The organism is Actinocrinis puniceicyclus (genome assembly GCF_018283645.1).
Classification (GTDB): Bacteria; Actinomycetota; Actinomycetes; order Streptomycetales; family Catenulisporaceae; genus Actinocrinis; species Actinocrinis puniceicyclus.
The window spans coordinates 13,909-31,723 of the sequence record NZ_JAGSXH010000050.1; the positions used below are offsets into that span (position 1 = coordinate 13,909).

The 17,815-nt window shown below is 71.7% G+C and carries 14 protein-coding genes; 3 read left to right on the plus strand and 11 right to left on the minus strand.

Annotation, left to right across the window (positions count from 1 at the left end):
* Positions 1-10: 10 nt before the first annotated feature.
* From KGA66_RS15285 to KGA66_RS15335, 11 genes are all read right to left on the minus strand, one after another.
* A complete protein-coding gene (locus tag KGA66_RS15285) occupies positions 11-724 on the minus strand; it encodes a 4'-phosphopantetheinyl transferase family protein (protein WP_211468782.1) in 714 nt (237 codons plus the stop codon).
* The gene (locus KGA66_RS15290) at positions 708-2,168 is read right to left on the minus strand and encodes an aminotransferase-like domain-containing protein (protein WP_312886925.1); all 1,461 of its coding nucleotides are present in this window, start codon (positions 2,166-2,168) and stop codon (positions 708-710) included. Before KGA66_RS15290 ends, KGA66_RS15285 begins: the two co-directional genes overlap by 17 nt.
* Positions 2,165-3,130, minus strand: a complete 966-nt coding sequence (lipP1, locus tag KGA66_RS15295; protein ID WP_211468783.1) for a LipP1 family hormone-sensitive lipase — start codon at positions 3,128-3,130, stop codon at positions 2,165-2,167. Before lipP1 ends, KGA66_RS15290 begins: the two co-directional genes overlap by 4 nt.
* 39 nt (positions 3,131-3,169) lie before the next feature.
* Positions 3,170-4,141, minus strand: coding sequence for an alpha-ketoacid dehydrogenase subunit beta (locus KGA66_RS15300; protein ID WP_211468784.1), 972 nt, complete (start codon positions 4,139-4,141; stop codon positions 3,170-3,172).
* Positions 4,138-5,085, minus strand: a complete 948-nt coding sequence (locus KGA66_RS15305) for a thiamine pyrophosphate-dependent dehydrogenase E1 component subunit alpha (RefSeq protein ID WP_369015881.1) — start codon at positions 5,083-5,085, stop codon at positions 4,138-4,140. Before KGA66_RS15305 ends, KGA66_RS15300 begins: the two co-directional genes overlap by 4 nt.
* A gap of 173 nt (positions 5,086-5,258) precedes the next feature.
* Positions 5,259-6,188, minus strand: a complete 930-nt coding sequence (locus tag KGA66_RS15310; protein WP_211468786.1) for a phytanoyl-CoA dioxygenase family protein — start codon at positions 6,186-6,188, stop codon at positions 5,259-5,261.
* A gap of 15 nt (positions 6,189-6,203) precedes the next feature.
* A complete protein-coding gene (hppD, locus tag KGA66_RS15315) occupies positions 6,204-7,181 on the minus strand; it encodes a 4-hydroxyphenylpyruvate dioxygenase (RefSeq protein ID WP_211468787.1) in 978 nt (325 codons plus the stop codon).
* A gap of 43 nt (positions 7,182-7,224) precedes the next feature.
* Entirely contained in the window at positions 7,225-7,767 is a 543-nt protein-coding gene (locus tag KGA66_RS15320; RefSeq protein WP_211468788.1) for a beta-ketoacyl-[acyl-carrier-protein] synthase family protein, read from the minus strand.
* A gap of 218 nt (positions 7,768-7,985) precedes the next feature.
* Complete coding sequence (locus KGA66_RS15325; protein ID WP_211468789.1) at positions 7,986-9,122, minus strand: beta-ketoacyl-[acyl-carrier-protein] synthase family protein; 1,137 nt, start codon at positions 9,120-9,122, stop codon at positions 7,986-7,988.
* A 9-nt stretch (positions 9,123-9,131) separates the two neighbouring features.
* Complete coding sequence (locus tag KGA66_RS15330; RefSeq protein ID WP_211468790.1) at positions 9,132-9,389, minus strand: hypothetical protein; 258 nt, start codon at positions 9,387-9,389, stop codon at positions 9,132-9,134.
* A gap of 208 nt (positions 9,390-9,597) precedes the next feature.
* Complete coding sequence (locus tag KGA66_RS15335) at positions 9,598-11,016, minus strand: class I adenylate-forming enzyme family protein (RefSeq protein ID WP_246507901.1); 1,419 nt, start codon at positions 11,014-11,016, stop codon at positions 9,598-9,600.
* Between the two features lie 441 nt (positions 11,017-11,457).
* On the opposite strand from KGA66_RS15335, the gene KGA66_RS15340 reads away from it, so the two are divergent.
* From KGA66_RS15340 to KGA66_RS15350, 3 genes are all read left to right on the plus strand, one after another.
* Positions 11,458-12,540: an alpha-hydroxy acid oxidase gene (locus KGA66_RS15340; protein WP_211468791.1), complete on the plus strand. Its 1,083-nt coding sequence runs from the start codon at positions 11,458-11,460 to the stop codon at positions 12,538-12,540.
* A gap of 225 nt (positions 12,541-12,765) precedes the next feature.
* Positions 12,766-14,391 carry a PKD domain-containing protein gene (locus KGA66_RS15345; protein WP_211468792.1) on the plus strand — a complete coding sequence of 542 codons (1,626 nt, stop codon included), beginning with the start codon at positions 12,766-12,768 and terminating at the stop codon, positions 14,389-14,391.
* Positions 14,392-14,614: 223 nt separating this feature from the next.
* Positions 14,615-17,674 carry a S53 family peptidase gene (locus tag KGA66_RS15350; RefSeq protein WP_211468793.1) on the plus strand — a complete coding sequence of 1,020 codons (3,060 nt, stop codon included), beginning with the start codon at positions 14,615-14,617 and terminating at the stop codon, positions 17,672-17,674.
* The last annotated feature ends 141 nt before the right edge of the window (positions 17,675-17,815 follow it).

Consider the following 17,815-nt stretch of genomic DNA (forward strand, 5'->3'; position numbering starts at 1 on the left):
CCGTCAGGGTTCAGACAGGCGGCCAGCTGCGGCGGACGACGTGGTACGGCTCGGTGCCCTCCAGCGCGAGCGCGGCGCGGAATCCCACCGGACTTCGCAAGCCTCTGATGCTGAAGGCCTGGCAGAGCGCGCCGCCCGGAACGTGCTCGCCGGTGTCCAGCACCGGCAGGCACAGGCCCTGGGCGAGCCTGCCGCCGCTGGCCTTCACGCACGCCTCCTTGCGGACCCACAGCGATGCGAACCGGGACGCCGCCCGCTTCGGTCCTCCGGCGGCGACATATCCGGCCTCGTACGGCGGGAAGTAGCGTTCCGCGATGCGGATCGCCGCGCCGGCGGCAGGCAGGCTCTGCACATCCACGCCGACCCGCCGGGAACCGGTGAGCGCGAGCATGGCCACATCCCCGCTTCCGGAAAGGTTCAGCTGCACCGCGCTGGCGGCCCCGGCCCCGGCCCCGGCCCCGGCGCCGTCGAATTCGGGTTTGCCGTGCGGGCCGATGCGCCAACGCAGTTCGGCGGGCGCGACGCCGAGCTGCCGGCCGAGGATGAGACGCATGGCGGCGTGCGCGACCGTGTAACGGCGCCGTTCGTCGCCGGAGCCGAAGGATTCGGCGCGCCGCAACTCGCGCGGGTCGAGCAACGCCGCCAGATCGGCGAACGTCGAAACGGCCGCGCCCGCGTCGGTGCGGATCAGCCAGACCTCAACGGTTTCAGTGCTCGATGACATCGCCGCGCTGCGCCGCCTCCGGCCTGGGCGCCCGCCGGATTTCAGCGTCCCGGATGTCCGCTTCGCCGGTCGCCGTGTCGCCGAGGGTAGCGTTGCGGAAAGTCGCGTCGCCGAGGGTAGCGTCGCCGAGGGTCGCGTCGTGGATGAACGCGGCGAGCCGGCGCACCCCTTCCTCGATGAGCTCCGGCGTCAGATAGCTGCACGAGAGCCGGAGCCGGCGCGCGCCGCTGCCGTCGGGATGGAAAGCCGCCATCGGCGTCCATAAGACCCCGTAGTCGCGCGCGCACCGCTCCAGGGCCGCGGCGTCCGCCGTGAACGCCACCGACAGCTGGACGAAGAAACCGCCCTCCGGACGGTTCCAGCGCACCCCGAGCCGGTCGCGCCGCGCGGGCGGGAAGGCCCGCTCCAGCGCAGTAAGCAGGGTGCGAAGATTGTTCGCGTAGAAGCCGACCGCCCGCGCGTTCGCCGCGCGCAGCCGAAAGCCGTGCCGGACCAGCATGCCGCCGATGACCGCCTGGCTGACCGCCGAGCTGTTCACCGTCGTCATGCTCTTGATCTTCGCCAGCTCGTCGGCCAGCCGGGAGCGGCGCCCGTCGCGGTCGATGACCGGCTGATCGGCGATGACGTAGCCGACGCGCGCGCCCGGCAGGCAGGTCTTCGCGAAGGAGCCGAGGTAGATCACCCGGGCGTCCTGGTCCAGGGCCTTGAGGGTGGGGCGCGGCGGACCGGGCTCGGCGGCGAAGAACCCGTACGGGTTGTCCTCGATGATCAGCAGGTCCTCCCGCGCCGCGACCTCCAGCAGGCGGCGGCGCGCCTCCACCGGCATGCTGGCGCCCGACGGATTGGCGAAATCAGGCACCAGATACAGCGCGCGCGGCCGGTCGCCCTGGTCGCGCAGCGCGCGCGCCGCGCGGGCCACCGCCTCGGGATCCGGCCCTCGGGCTTCGAGCCACTCCTCGGGCTCGGGCAGCGCGACGGTGCGGATGTCGAGCACCCTCGCCGCGCCGGTGATGCCGACATAGCAGGGCGAGCTGACCAGGATCACGTCCCGGCGTTTCGCGCACAACGCGCGCAGGACGAGCAGCATGCCCTCCTGGGCGCCGACCGTGATGACGAAGTCCTCCGGCGAGGCGGCTATCCCCTCGTCGTTCGCGACGGTCCGCGCGACCAGCTCGTGAATCAGCCCTTTGGTGCGGCCGTACTGGAAGAGCGCCGCGCGCACCTGCTGCTCGTCGTAGCCGAGTTCCCCGCGCAGATGACCGGCGAAGGCGTCCAGGCTCTCGTGCAGGTCCTCGAACGCGAAGAAACCCTCGTAGGGGCGGCCCGGAGCGAACGAGACGGCCTGCGGGTGGCGCGCGGTGACCTCGTTGAGGAAGGTCATCTCGTCGAGCAGCGGGTCGGACAGCGACGCGTGCAGCGCGTCGAGCCGCAGCGCGGCCGTCACCGGCCGTCGGCTTCCGCCGGCTCGTCCGCCGGCCCGAACGCGCCACGCAGCCGCCGCGCCGCGTACTGCACGGCCTCGCGGCCCTGGTCGAGCGTTCCCGCCATCGCGAAGAAGCCGTGCGGCATGCCCGCGTAACGCCGCACCTCGGCCGGCACCCCGGCCTTGTCCAGTCGCCGCGCATAATGCTCGCCCTCGTCCCGCAGCGGGTCGTACTCCGCGGTGATGACCGTGGCCGGCGGCAGACCACTGAGATCGGGCGCGCGCAGCGGTGACGCGAGCGGATCGAGCCCGTCCCGCTCGTCGGCGAGGTAGTGCCGCCAGTACCACTGCACCGAGTCGCGGTTGAAGAGCATCGGATCGGCGTTCTCACGCATCGAGGGTGTGTCACCGCCGTACTCGGTGTTCGGGTACACCAGCAACTGGTGCACGAGCGGCGGTCCGCCGCGTTCCCGGCTCAGCAGCGTGACCGCGGCGGCGAGGTTGCCGCCCGCGCTGTCGCCGCCGACCGCCACCCGCCGCGGGTCCAGGCCCAGCGTCGCGGCGTTGCCGGCGGCCCAGGTCAGGGCCGCCTGGCAGTCCTCGACGGCCGCGGGGAACGGGTGCTCCGGGGCCAGCCGATACCCGACCGACACCGTCGCGCAGCCCGCCGCGTTCGCCAGGCTGCGGCAGATCGCGTCGCAGGTGTCGAGGGTGCCCAGCACCCAGCCGCCGCCGAAGAAGTAGACCAGCGCGGGCAGGGCCCCGGCGCGGTCGGGCCGGTGGATGCGTATCGCCAGCTCACCGCCGGGGCCGTCGATCGTATGGTGTTCCACGGCCGCCACGGGTTCCGGCCGGCCGGCACCCGCGCGGATGTCGGCCAGGTCCGCCGCGCGGGCCTCTTCGAGCGTCATCGTGTACAGCGGCGGGGTACCCGCGGCCTCGCGCCGCGCGCGCAACGCCGCGGCCTGAGGGTCGAGCGGCATCGTCGTATCACCGATCCCTGATTCGTCCGGGGGCGTGGTTCATCCGTGCTCCTTCGCGACCGCGCGCACGGCCTGCCGCAGTTGCTCCGCGTTCGGCTGGAGCGCGCGGTCCAGCGCGAGGGCGAACGGGAGCACCGCGCCGTCCGGCCGGGTGATCCGGCGCGGCGGGGCGATCAGCCGCGACTCCTGCGCCGCGCTCGCCACGACCTCCGCGCCGATCCCGCAGCTGCGGTTGGAGTCGTCGATCACCACCAGCCTGCGCGTCTTGGCCAGCGAGAGGCTCAGCGCGGGCCAGTCGAACGGGTAGAGCGTGCGCGGATCGAAGACCTCGATCGACACCTCTTCGGCCAGTTCCGCGGCGACGGCGAGCGCGGTGTGCACCAGATGGCCGACCGCCACCACGGTCACGTCCGTGCCCTCGCGGTGCACGCGCGCCGCGCCGAGCGGGACGGCCTCCAGCTCCCGGGTGACGTCCTCGCGGACGCTCATCGCCGCGGACGGTGCGAAGAAGACGACCGGATCGGGGTCGCGGATGGCGGAGGCGAGCAGGCCGTACGCGTCCGTGGGCGTGGCCGGGACCACCGTCTTCACGCCCACGTGCGCGAACAGGCTGTAGGGATGATCAGAGTGCTGACCCGCCCAGCCCTCGCGCGATCCGGAACCGGGCACGACGTACGTGATCGGCGCGGCGGCCTGCCCTCCCGTCATCAGGCTGATCTTGTGTGCCTGGTTCGCGATCTGCTCGAAGACCAGGAACAGCAGCGAGGGGATCTGGAACTCGACCACCGGACGCCGGCCGCACAGCGCGGCGCCGAGCGCGAGCGAGGTGAACGCCTGCTCGGACAGCGGCAGGTCCACCACGCGGTCGCGGCCGAACCGGTCCTGCAGGCCGAAGGTGAGCCCGGCCATGCCGGCGCCGACGTCCTCGCCGAAGACGCACACGGCCGGGTCCGCCTCAAGCGCGTCAGCCAGCGCGCGATTGAGGGCCTTGGCATAGGAAAGAAGGCTCACGGCAGCGCTCCCGCCCGCGGACGCAGCCCGCTCGCGTAGAGGAAGTCGCAGGCTCCCGACGGATCGGGCGTCGCGCTGCCGAGCGCGAACTCGCGTGCGTCGTCCAGTTGCGCGGCGACCTGCGCGTCGATCGCGGCGCGCTCCGCTTCTGCGTCGGCCAGCGCCGCGGCCGCCGACTCCAGCGGGTCTCGGGCCCGCCAGGCGGCGATCTCCTCGGCGGTGCGGTAGGCGAGGCGGAACCGGCGCTCCACGGTGTGGTGCCCTTCGAAGCGGTAGGTCCGGCATTCCAGGAAGACCGGGCCGCGCCCGGCCCGGGCGCGGCCCGCGGCCGCGCTCGCCGCGCCGCGCACCGCCTCCACGTCCATGCCGTCGACTTCGAACGCTGCGACTCCGAAGCCGCACGCGCGTGCCACCGCGCTGCCCGCGACCGCGGCGGCGGCCGGCAGCGTGGTCGCGTAGCCGTTGTTCTCACAGACGAACAGCAGTGGCAGCTTCCAGATCGCGGCCAGGTTGAGCGTCTCAAGCAGCACGCCCTGGTTCAGCGCGCCGTCGCCGAAGAACGCGGCCACCACCCGGTCCGCGCGCGCCTGCTTCGCCGCCCACGCCGCGCCGGCCGCGATCGGGACCCCGGCGCCGACGATCCCGTTCGCGCCGAGGATCCCCAGCCGCAGGTCGGCGGCGTGCATGGATCCGCCGCGGCCCCGGTTCGACCCGGTCACGCGACCGGCCAGCTCGGCCAGCAGCAGGCGCGGCGGTACTCCCTTCGCCAGCACGTGGCCGTGTCCGCGGTGGGTGCTGGTGATCTGATCGCCGGGGCGCAGCGCGGCGCACACGCCCACCGCGACCGCCTCCTGCCCGATGTACGGGTGGGTTCCGCCGACGATGTGCCCGGACCTGACCAGCTCCAGCGCCAGTTCCTCGAAACCCCGGATGAGCCGGATCATCCGGTACCTGGCCGCCGGGGTGTCCAGCGGCTCGACGGATCGGGCCCCGGCGGAAGGCGGATCAGTGGACTGTGGATCAGCGGTCTGTGGGTCGACGGTCTGTGGATCAGCGGTCTGTGGGTCGACGGTCTGTGGGTCGACGGTCTGCGGCGCTCGATCGTCCAGCGCCCGGGTCATCGAGCCGCGTCCCAGATCACCGGGCAGAACTCCGGGTCCGCGTAGTCGGGCTCGCCCTCAGCCGTACGGCGCACCAGCACATCGTGGTTGTACACCACCGGCGTGCCGTCCGGCCGATCGTAGCGCCGGTACCGGTTCTCGCCGTCCTGCAGGTGCAGCGAGACCGCACGGCGCGGAACCTCGGCGAGGTTCGGGCCGCTGCCGTGGTACACGCGGCAATGGTGGAAGCTGACATGCCCGCGCGGGATCTCGACCGGGACCTTGCGAAGCTCGGCGCCGTTGTACTGCGCGTTGCGCTCCAGCAGCCGCTCCAGTTCGCCGCGGTCGCGCTGGGCGAAGTGCCGGCTGGAGTCGTCCCCGCCCGGGGCCTCCCGCCACCGGTGACTGCCGTCGATCATCGTGATCGTGCCCATGCGCTCGTCGCAGTCGTGGAACGGGATGAACGCGGTGAGCATCCGGTCCGAGCTACAGGTCTGCCAGTAGTGCCGGTCGAAGTGCCAGGGCACCAGGTTGCTCGGCTCCCGCGGGTTCGGCGGCTTGTAGATGAGCGTGGCCTGGAACACCCTGATCCGCTCGGCCTCGGCCAGCGCCGCGGCGACGGCGCCGAGCAGCGGCTTGCGCAGGATGCGTCCGGCGGTTTCGCACTCGTAGTGGATGTAGTCGTTGTGCCGCTGCACCGGTCCGTGCTCAGACCGCCAGGCGGCCAGGTTCGGCGGGCGCACCGGCAGCTCGCGCTCGCGCAGCCCCTCGTAGAACTTGTCGGTCGCGTCCTGCAACTCGTCGAGTTCGTCGTCGGTGAACAGGCGGCGGCCGGACAGGTACCAGCCGTGCTCCGCGTACCAGCGCACCTCGTCGGCGGTCGGCAGCGCCGCACGCTCCTGAGCACTGAGACCGTACGACGCGGCGATCTGCTCGGTGTCGATCATCACTTCCCCCTCTTTTCAGCCGTTGGCGGCGGAGCGCTGCCGCTCGACCGCCTCATACAGGGCCTTGATGTTCGCGGTGCCGAAACCGGCCGCGCCGCGCCGCTCGATCAGTTCGAAGAAGAAGGTGCCGCGCGGGTGGGTGGAACGGGTGAAGATCTGGAACAGCCGGCCGCCGTGGTCCTGGTCCATCAGGATGTTGAGCTCGCGCAGGGTGTCCACGGGGATGTCGGTGCCGCCGAGGCGCTCGGCGAGAGCGTCGTAGTAGGTGTCCGGGGTGCTCAGGAAGCCGACGCCGCGCTGCGCCAGAGTCCGCACCGAGCAGGCGATGTCCCCGGTGCGCAGTGCCAGGTGCTGCACTCCCGGGCCGCCGTGCGCCGCGAGAAAACCGTCGATCTGACCGGGGGCGCGGTCGGTGTCCGGTTCGAGCAGGGTGAAGGTCACCGTGTTGGACGGGCTCTGCACCACGACCGAGTCCATGCCCTGTTCGCCCACGGACACGTACTCCGCGAACGTGCGCGCGAAGCCGAGCGCCTGCTCGCAGAAGCGCACGGTGTCCTTCAACTCCCCGGCGGGCACGCACAGCGCGACGTGGTCCACGAGCCACGGTTGAGCGCCCGCCGCGAAGTCCGCGAAGTGCGCGGCGGCGCCCGGCTCGACGAAGCTCAGGGCCACGTCGCCGAACCCGGCGACAGTGCGCTGCGCGGCGTCGATGACATCGGCGCCCGAGCCGACCGCGCGGGCGTAGTCCTCCTGCGGGTCTTCGCAGCCGAGCGCGATGACGGCCACGCCGTCGCCGTGCCGCTCCACGTACTGCTGTGCGCGGTTGCCGGGCGCGGCCTCGGTCAGCACGAGGCTGATCCCGCCGAGGCCGAGTTCGGCCCCGCCCCGCGAGCGGCGGCGTGCCACGAATCCGTAGTCGTGGATCAGCCGCTCGGCCGCGGCGTCGGCGTCCTGCACGTGGAACTCGGTGTGCGCGATCCCCAAGATCGCCATGTTTCCCTCCCTAGATCGCGATGTACCGGCGGTGGGCGCCGGATCATCCATCCCCCGCGACGTACAGCGCAACAGCGCGGTCCCCGGCTGCGCCCGGGACGGTGCCTTGTTCGACCGCCAGCACCAGCGCCTCCCGCGCGTCGCCGTCGCCGATCAACACGGCGGCCGCGGTCAGCGCCTCGGCCAGGGACAGCCGGCAGGTCTGCTCCGGGGTCTCGCCGCGCCCGGTCGCCGCCGGACCCAGACTGATCACGGGTCCGGCCAGCCCCCATCGCGCCGCGACGTGTCCGAGCACGGCGTTCGGGTTGGACTGGAAGAACAGCAGGGGCGGCACCCGTGCGCCGGCGGCCACCGCCTCGGCGAGCGCGCGCGCCGTGCCCTGGTCGCCGCCCGCGCTGGCGAGCAGGATGCCGACGCCGGCGGCGCGCCGCGGCTCGGCGGCCGGCGGCTCGCCGAAAACCTGCCGCAGGCAGCGCTCGGCGACCTCGATCACGAGCGGATTGAAGCTGGAGACGATGAAACCCGGGACCGCGGGCGGCGCCGCGCCGTCGTCGGCCGGCTCCGGCCAGCACGCCCGCGCCAGCACCCGCAGGGAATCGGTCGCCGCCGCGCTTCGGACCGCCGAAACGACGGGCGCTGACTCCCAGGGCGCTGAGTCCCAGGACCCTGATTGCCAGCGCACCGAATCGGCGGGCGCCGAGTCTACGGGCGCCGAGTCTACGGGCGCCGAAACGGAGGGCGCTGATCCTACGGGCGCCGTGTGCGTGTGTTCGGAAACTGCCTGCACCGGCCCGGTCCCCACGGTCACGCGGCACCGACCAGCAAGGCGGTATTGGCGCCGCCGAAGGCGGAATTAACGCTGAGCGCATAACCCGGGCGGGCGGCGCGCGCCTCGCCGAGCACCAGATCGAGCCGGCATTCAGGGTCCTGCTCCAGAAAGCCGGCGTTGACCGGCAGCCGTCCCGTATTCAGCGCGAGCACGGTGACGATCAGTTCCAGCAGCGCCGACGCCTCCAGGGCGTGTCCATGCACCGATTTGGTCGAGCTCACCGGCAGGCGCTCGACGCCGTCGCCGAAGACCCGGCGCAGTGCGGCGGCCTCGGCTGGGTCGGCCAAGGGCGAGCCGGTCGCGTTCGCGTTGACGTACGCGATCTCTTCCGGCGCGGCCCCGGCGCGGCGCAGCGCCATACCGATCGCACGGGCCAGTCCTTCGCCGTCCGGGCGCGGCCTGCACACGTGATACGCGTCACCGGCGCCGCCCCACCCGGACAGCCTCGCCAGCGGCTCGACGCCGCGCCGACGTGCCGCGCCGACGGCTTCGAGCACGACGGCGGCCACGGCGTCGCCGAGCAGCAGACCCCCGCGACCCTTGCTGAACGGGCGGGCCGCACCGTCACGCGACAGCGCCCGCCCGGCGTCGAAGACGGCGAACGTGTCGGGTTCCACCAGATATCCCGCCGCGACGACGACCCGCTCGTGTCTGCCCGCGCGGATGTGCGCGGCGCCGTCGGCGACTGCCGTACTGGACGCGACACAGGCGCCCGTGTACACCCGGCACGGCGGTTGCGAACCGAACCGTTCCGCGATGCCCTCCGCCACCTGACCGGTGACGTCTGCGATCCTCAGGTCGCTGTGCACGGCGAGCAAGACAGGGGTCTGCGCCACGACCCCGCTTGGCTCGGCGTCGCGGTCGAGCCGGGCGCGCCGCAGCGCGCCGCCGATGACCTCGACCAGTTCTGACGCCAGTCCGTGGACCTCAGGCAGCTGCGCCGCATGACCGGTGCCGGTGCGAGACACATCGAACCGGGTCACCGGTCCGAACGCCGGGCGGCCGGCGAGTACGGCATCGAAGAGAGCCTCGGGCCCGCGTCCGCAACCGCTGACGACGCCGATACCGGTGATGCCGACCCCGCGCTGCGGCCGGGTGTCAGTGTCCGCCATCCGAGTTACCTACCGCCCCGCATCCGCCGGCGCGGCCGTGGTCAGAACACTGTTCAGCACGTCGAGTGCGTCCGTGACCGTCGCGATACGGGCCAGGTGCGCCTCGCTCAGTTCGAGCACCACCGCGTAACGCTGTTCCAGTTCGGTCACCAGCCAGGTCAGTTCGAGCGAGCCGAGCGTCTCGTCCACGCTCCGCGGGTCGCGGCCGCCGAGCGCCGCGATGATCTCGACCAGTTCCGACCGCTCGAGCAGCGGCGCGCGGCTCACCGAGCGCTACCTATGGCCCGGTGTGCAAGACCACTGGTTTGGTGTGACAAGCCGCCGCCCCGGTGCGAAAGTCCGCGCCGAGACGGCCCGGACGGCCCGCGCCGCGACGGCAGCGGAAGTGAGAACGCCCAGTGACGTGGTAATGAAGACAGCTGATCCCGCATCGGTTCCTCCCCTTTGTCGATGGTCGAAGCGTCGCCGGGGACGCTCAACCGCCGGCGGCCTCGGCTGCCTTCCGCAGGCCCGCCGGATCGCGCAGCAGCTTGCCGGTCGCCGTGCGCGGCAACGCCGGCAGCACACGCAGGTGTCTGGGTTGCTTGTAGGACGCCAGTTCCTGCCCGAGCCGCCGGCGGACCGCCTCGGCGCTCGTTGCGTCCGCCAGCGCGGCGTACGCCGTGATCACGCCGTCTTCGAACACGATGACGGACTCGGCCACGCCCGGAAGCGAGCCGAGGGTGTGCTCGACCTCGGTCAGATCGACCTTCAGTCCGCCGATCGAGACCTGCGAGTCGTTGCGGCCGAGGATCACCACGCGCCCGCCGTCCTGCGCGCGCGCCGCGTCGCGAGTGTGCAGCCAGCCGTCCGACCAGCGCGCCGGATCCGTGGCGCCTAGATACGGCGACGCGGGCATCAGGATATGGAGCTCGCCGTCGCGCACCTCCAGGCAAAGCCCCGCGGTCGGTTCCACCGCCGGATGCAACTCGCCGGTCAGGTCGGTCGCGATGACCCCCAATTCGGTCATCCCGTACATCGTGCCGAGCGGCACGCCGTACCGGGCGGCGAACGCCGCGGGCACGCCCGGTCGCACCAGCTCGCCGGCAACGATCATCCGTGCGAAGTGGGGAAGGCCGGGCGGTTGTGCGACGCCGGAGAGCAGTTCGGCGTAGAAGGGCACGCCGATCACGGTGGTCGGCCGCTGGTCCCACGAGACCGCGTCCAGGATCCCGGCCGCGGTGAGCCGTTCCGGCAGCACCAGCTCGACGCCGGCGTGCAGCGCGTGCAACAGCCCCCCGACCAGGCCGAGCACGTGCACCATCGAGGCGAGCAGCACGATGCGTTCGCCGCGGCGCGGAAACCGAGGCAGCAGCGCGTAGCGTCCGAGCTCTGCTTCGAGGTCGGCCGCGGTGCGCCCGATGACCTTCGAAGGGCCCGTAGAACCGGAGCTGAGCTGGATCAGCGCGTGCCCGGTCTCGGCGGGCCGTCCCCGGCGCAGCGCCGTGGCGACCGGCTCCACGTCGGCGTATCCGCGCAACGCCGCGCCGCCCGGCGCCTTGGTCCCCTGCACGAGCACCTGTGGGGCGAGCCGGTCCAGCGCGCGGCGCACCTCCGCTTCGGCGAGGCGGTGATCCAGCAGGCTGACCTGTCCGCCGAGCCGCCACGCGGCCAGCAGCGTGGCCACGTAGCCGGGGGAGGGCGGCAGGCACAGCGCCACCGTGCCGCCGGCGGCCAGACCCGCGTCCGCCAACTGCCGCTGCCGTTCGGCGACCTGGGCGCGCAGAGTGCCGCGGTCGCACGGCCGGCCGAAGCGCAGACAAGGGTCGTCCTCGCCGCCGGAGAGCAGGACCCGATCGACCCACGCGCCTTGCTGCGGGCCGGTCTGCGCGCTGCTGCTCAAAAGACTGGTCAACACGACTCCACGGCTCAGCTCGTCGAGCGTCGGTGGCGGGGCTGGACTGCGCTCAAGGCGGATCCCCCCACGGCGGATCCGTTCAAGGCGGACCCGTTCAAAGAAAGGGGTGGATCCGGCGGCGAGGTCTCGCGCGGCCCGAGCCTGTCACTTCCGTCACACCCGAGTCAATGGTCTAGACCATTTTGGGCGGTGGTCCGGCCGGGCGCCGGGGAACCGCGCCTGTCGGCGACATGATCGAGGCGCCGCGGTCGTGAAAGTTGCACCGGTCCATGCGCCACAGGCCACTGATCCGCAAGCGGCAAGCGGGTTTCGGCACTGAATCCGTGCCGTTGCGTTGACTTCGCCACGCCCCCGGCGCGAGAGTCGGACCCCGCGCCACGGCGAGCGCGGCCGCGACGCGATGCCCGGCCGCATCCGGGTGCCCGAGAGGGGGGGAGTGTGTCGCAACCGCTCACGCTCGAAGAGTTCGAGCATCAGGGCTCTGCGCGTATGCCACCGGACGTTCGCGACTACATCGGCGGTGGCGCGGGCCGGGAACAGACCCTCGCGGCCAGCCGTGCCGCGTTCGACCGTTTCGCCCTGCGGCCGCGCGTACTGGTCGACGTGCGCGCGCCGGACCTTTCGGTCCGGCTGCTCGGTACGTCGCTCGCCGCGCCGATCGGGGTGGCTCCCATGGCCTTCCACCGGCTGGTGCATCCGGACGGAGAGCAGGCGACGGCGCGTGCGGCCGGCGCCGCCGGAGCACTCTTCGTCACGAGCATCTTCGCCAGTCAGAGCCTTGAGGACATCGCCGCGGCGGCGAGCGGGCCGCTGTGGCTCCAGCTCTACTGGCTGCGCCGCCGCGAGGCGCTCGCCGACCTCGCGCAGCGGGCCGAGGCGGCCGGATATCGAGCCCTGATGCTCACCGTGGACGCCGCGCGGGTCGCACGCCGACTGCGCGACGTGCGCAACTCCTTCAGCGTTCCGCCGCACATCCGCGCGGTCAACCTCGACGCGGCGCTGCCCGAGATCGCGGCCTACGGCGCCGCGGGCATCTCGGCGATCGAAGCGCACTCGCGCGACCAGTTCGACGCCGCGGTCACCTGGCGGGACCTGGAGTGGCTCACCTCGCGCACCCGGCTGCCCCTCGTCCTCAAGGGCGTGCTCACCGCCCAGGACGCGCTGCTCGCCGCCGAACACGGCGCCGCGGCCGTCGTCGTCTCCAATCACGGCGGCCGGCAGCTCGACGCGGCGGTGCCCGGCCTCATCGCGCTTCCCGAGATCACCGACGCGGTCGCGCACCGCATCCCGGTGCTCTTCGACGGAGGCGTGCGCTGCGGCGCGGACGCCGCGAAGGCGCTGGCCCTGGGCGCGCGCATCGTCCTGGTCGGCCGGCCGGTGCTCTGGGGCCTGGCCTGTGCGGGCCGCGACGGAGCCGCCGCCGTGCTCAAGCTGTTGCGCGACGAACTCGAAGAGGTCATGGTCCTGTCCGGACGGCCGAAACTCGCCGACTTCGGACGCGACGCCGTCGTCGAGCTATGAAAGGGCATTTAGTCCTGTTTCGAGTCGGAGTACAACGATAAGCGTTGTATTCTTCCAGGTCACCCGATGTACCGGTCGTTGTGGCCTCAGGTTTCGAATTCACTTTGATCGTGGCGTGCGTTGGTGCAAAGCTGCTACAAAGTCATGGGCCGGGCGGCCCGTCGGGGTCATAACATGAGTGCTCGTCTCATTCGCCGGGCACCGCTGGCGGGTCATATCCACAGCGTGGGGGAACCGAACGTGCACAAGCGCCAGTCCGCGGTCTGCGCCGCGGTCGCCGGGATCGGGATTCTCGTCCCGGCGACGGCGCACGCGGACTCCGCCGCCGACTCCGTCAAGGCGTTGCCGGTGAATGCGTTGTCGAACAGGCCGCTGTCCGCCCCCGCGCTGCTCCCGCCGGGCCGCACCGCGGCTCGCACGGTGCGGACGCACGCGGCCGGACCGCTCTCCCCGAGCCTGAGATTCAGTGATGTGGGCATGCTCAGCGTGGCGGGCTTCGCCGCGGACCAGAACTGGATCGCCGGCACCTCCTACTCCTTCGACTTCGGCGACGGCAGCGCACCGGTGAGCACTTCCGGAAGTGCCGTCAGCCACAGCTACTCGAAGCCCGGCACCTATCCCGTCACCCTGACCGAGACCGACCCGGCCGGTGACTCCGCGACCGTCACCGCGCCGTACACGACCAGGGGCACGAACTTCAGCCCGTATGGACCGACCCGGCTGCTCGACACGCGCAACGGGACCGGCGCGCAGCAGGGTGCCGTCGCGCCCGGCGACACGATCAGGCTCAAGGTCGCGGGGGTCGGCTCGGTTCCGGCGAACGCCGCGGCGGCCGTGCTGAACCTGACCGTCAACTCGCCGACGGCGGCGGGCGTCATCACCGCTTACCCGGACGGCGACCGCGCCGCACCGGGCACCGCGAGCGTCGACTTCGCCGCCGGGCAGACGGTCGCCACGCTCGCGGTGGCGCAGCTCGGCGCCGACGGCACGGTGGACCTGCTCAACAACAGCTCCGGCACCGTGCAGGTGATCGCCGACATCACCGGCTACTTCACGCCGGCCGCCGCGGCCGGCTACACCTCGCTCTCGCCGGTGCGCCTGCTGGACACGCGCAAGGGCATCGGAGCGCCGGCCGGCGTCGTCGGCGCGGGCAAGGCGGTCACGCTGACCATCGCGGGCGCGGACGGCGGCCAACTGCCCGGCTCCGGCATCACGGCCGTCGCGCTCAACGTGACGGCCACCGGCACACTGGGCACCGGCTATGTCACCGCCTACCCGGACGGCACCACCCGGCCGGCGACCTCGAACGTGAACTTCACCGCCGGCCAGGTCGTGGCGAACACGGTCATCGTCCCGGTCGGCAGTGACGGGAAGATCGACCTGTACAACTCGAGCACCGGAACGCAGATCATCGCGGACGTCGACGGCTACTTCAGCGCGGGCGGCACGAACGCCTACCTTCCCATGGACCCTGACCGCATCGACGACACCACCTCGGACGGCTGGGGCCCGATTCCCGGCGCCGGGGTGCGGGAACTGGGCCTCATCTACACCGCCGATCCGGACACCGGCGACCCGGTCCCGATGGCGCTCGGCATGAACGCGTTCGTCATGACCACCACCGTGACCAACACCGCGCAGAGCGGCTATCTGACGGTATATCCGTTCGGCGTGACGCGGCCCGTCGTGTCGAACCTCAACTTCGCAGCCGGCCAGACGGTCGCCAACCTCTCGCTGGCCACCGCCGGCACGGACGGCGCGCAGAACGTCAAGGCCGTGGACTACTACAACGGCACCTCAGGCTACTTCGACGTCAGGACGGATCTGACCGGGGTCTTCGGCACTTATTAGCCGACCACCGGCGGACCGCCTTGTTGTCGCCCACAGGCTCCGGTGCTTCGGGACGGATTCCCGAGGCGTCCGGTTTCGCCGCTCCCGAGGGGGGACGGCGGCTTACAGCACCACCGCACGAGACTTGGGGATTCATGTGAACAAATCCAGCAGCGCGGCGCCCGGGGAGCCTTACCAGGCCTCGCCCCGGCGCGCGCGGCGGACGGCCATCCCGGCTGTCGCCGTGAGCCTCGCGGTCGGCGCGGCCCAGGTGGCGCTCGCGGCGCCCGGCCACGCGGCGGCGCCCGTCCGGGTCGCCGTCGGCGGCGCGCCCACGGTGCCGCACAGCGCCAAGGCCGCCGCGGCTCCGGCGGACTCGACGAAGCTCAGCATCGACATCGAGCTCAAGACGCCGACCTCGGCCCAGTTGCCCGCGCTCGCCGCGGCGCTCAACGATCCGAAGTCGCCGAACTACCACCACTTCCTGGCCAAGGGGCAGATCGCCCAGCAGTTCGGTGCCTCCGCGGCCGAAGTCGCGGCCGTGGACGCCGCGCTCAAGGCCGCGGGCCTGACCCCGGGCCCGGTTTCCGCGGACGGCCTCTTCGTTCCGGTGACCGCCACGGTCGGCCAGGCGAAGAACGCGTTCGGCACCGGCTTCGCGGGTTACCGCTACGCCGGCCGCGCCGTCTACGCGAACACCAGCGCGCCGAAGTTCGACGCCGCGGTCTCGGCGGACATCGCCGGGGTCGTCGGTCTCGACAACATCGCGTACGCGGTGCCGCACCACGTCACCTCCGGCAAGCAGGCCAAGAGCACGGTGCAGTCCTCCGCCGTCAAGTCCCACGCCGCGGTGAAGTCGAACACGGTGCAGCCGAACTACGCGGTACCGACGTGCTCGAACATCAACACGATCTACAACAGCCCGTCGTTCAACCTGCACGACGGCACCAACTACTACACGGCCGACGTTCTGGCCAACATCTACGGCACCGGTTCGCTGCTCAACGGTGGCAACAACGGCTCCGGCGTGACCGTCGCGGTCTTCGAGCTCGAAAGCTACGACCCGGGCGGCTTCAACGACCTGAAGAACTGCTACGGCATCTCCACCCCGATCAGCCAGGTCTCGGTCGACGGCGGTCCGACCGCCCAGCCCAACATGTACACCGGCGTCGGCATCGAGTCGGCGCTCGACATCGAGAACATCGCCACCATGGCGCCCGGCGTCTCGATCATCGACTACGCCGGTCCGGACTGGAACCTGAACTCCACCACCGACACCCAGGTGCTGGACACCTACAACCGGATCGTCACCGACGACTCCGCCAAGGTGATCTCCAGCAGCTGGGGCCAGTGCGAGGCGCAGGCCAACCCGTCCACGATCTCCGCGGAGAACTCCATCTTCTCCGAGGCGGCGATTCAGGGCCAGACGGTCATCGCGGCCTCCGGCGACTCCGGCGACACGGGCTGCTACGACCCGACCGCCACGTCACCGGACAGCGAGCTGTCCGTGGACGACCCGGCCAGCCAGCCCTTCGTGCTCGGCGCGGGCGGCACCACCATGCACGGCCTGACCAACAACTCGATGGTCGAGTCCGCGTGGAACTCGGTGCAGACCGACGGCAACGGCCACTACTACTACGGTGCGACCGGCGGCGGTGTCTCCACGAACGCGGCGCCGTCGTTCCAGCAGTACGTCACCGCGGCCGGATACTCGGCGCACTGCGCCGCGGCCGCGACCAGCGGCTGCCGTCAGGTTCCTGACGTCGCCGCGCTGGCCGACCCGGCGCAGGGCTACGTCATCGACGAGTACTACTACGACGGCAACCCCGCCGACACCGGGAACTACTACAACATCATCGGCGGCACCAGTGGCGCCGCACCGGTGTGGGCGGCGATCTACGCCCTCGCCGACGCCAGCGCCGCATGCCAGGCCGGCACGCCGGCCGGTCAGGCGGCCCCGGCCCTCTACAAGGCCGCCAAGACCCCGGACAAGTACTCCGTCTTCCGCGACGTGACCGCGGGCAACAACGGCATCTCCGCTTACAACGCGGCTTACAGCTACCCGGCGAACGCCGGCTACGACATGGCGACCGGCTGGGGCTCCCCGATGGCGCCGGGCGTCGTCGCCGTCGCCTGCGCGGGCAGCGTCGAATCCGCGGCGAGCTACTACGTGCCGAACGGCCCGACACGCATCCTGGACACCCGGTACAACATCGGTGGCGCCGGCCCCGTCGCGGCGAACGGCGGCACGGTCAAGCTGCAGATCACCGGTCAGAACCACGTCCCCGCCTCGAACGTCACGGCCGTCGTGCTCAACGTGACGGCGACCGCGACCCACGCCACCGGCTACGCAGTCGTCTACCCGGACGGCAGCGCGATGCCGGCGACCTCCAACCTCAACTGGGTCGGCGGGCAGGTCGTGCCCAACCTGGTCACCGTGCCGGTCGGCGCGGGTGGCAAGGTGGACCTGGTCAACGAGTCCGGGGGCACCGTGCAGTTCATCGCGGACCTCGCGGGCTACTTCACGACGGACTCCACCAGCGCCTCCACCTACACGGCAGTCGGTCCGGTCCGGGCGATGGACACCCGTCACGGGATCGGCGTCCCGACGGGCAAGGTCGGCTCGACCAGCACCGTCAGCCTCCCGGTCGGCGGCACCACCGTCGGCTCCGTGACGATTCCGTCCGGAATCAGCGCGGTGGCGATGAACGTCACGGTGACCGCCCCGACCGCGAGCGGCTACGTGACGGTCTACCCGAACCAGGACGCCGCGGGTAACCCGGTGACCCGGCCCACCGTCTCCAACCTCAACTTCTCGGCGAACCAGGTCATCGCGAACATGGTGATCGTCCCGGTCGGCAAGGACGGCAAGGTTGACTTCTACAACGGCAGCGGCGGTCCGACCGACCTGATCGCCGACGTGGCGGGTTACTTCACCGTCGGCACCGCGGGCGCGAAGTACCACGCGCTCGGCCCGGACCGGCTCGTGGACACCCGCATCGGCCTGGGCACCTCCGGACCCGGCACCCTCGGGGCGAACGGCACTCTCGGTCTGCCGCTCCCGGCCAGTGCCACGGCCATCCTGGCGAACGTGACGGTGGCGCAGGCGACCGCGACCGGCTACCTGACCGCCTACCCGGCGGCCTCCACCCGGCCGGTCGTGTCGAACCTGAACTTCACGCCGGGCGTGTCGGTGCCGAACCTGGCGATCGTGCCCAACAGCGGGCAGGTCGACTTCTTCAACGGCTCCGGCGGCACGGTCCGGGTGATCGTCGACCTCGGCGGTTACTTCAGCGCCAGTTGACACCGCACGTCTAAGCAGTACCGCGGTTATGCAAGACCAGCAGTGATGTGAACAGGCCGGGGCCCGGCGGATTCGTCCGCCGGGCCCCGGTCGTCTCGGTTCCTCGGTTCCTCGGTTCCTCGGTTCCTCGGTTCCGCGCTC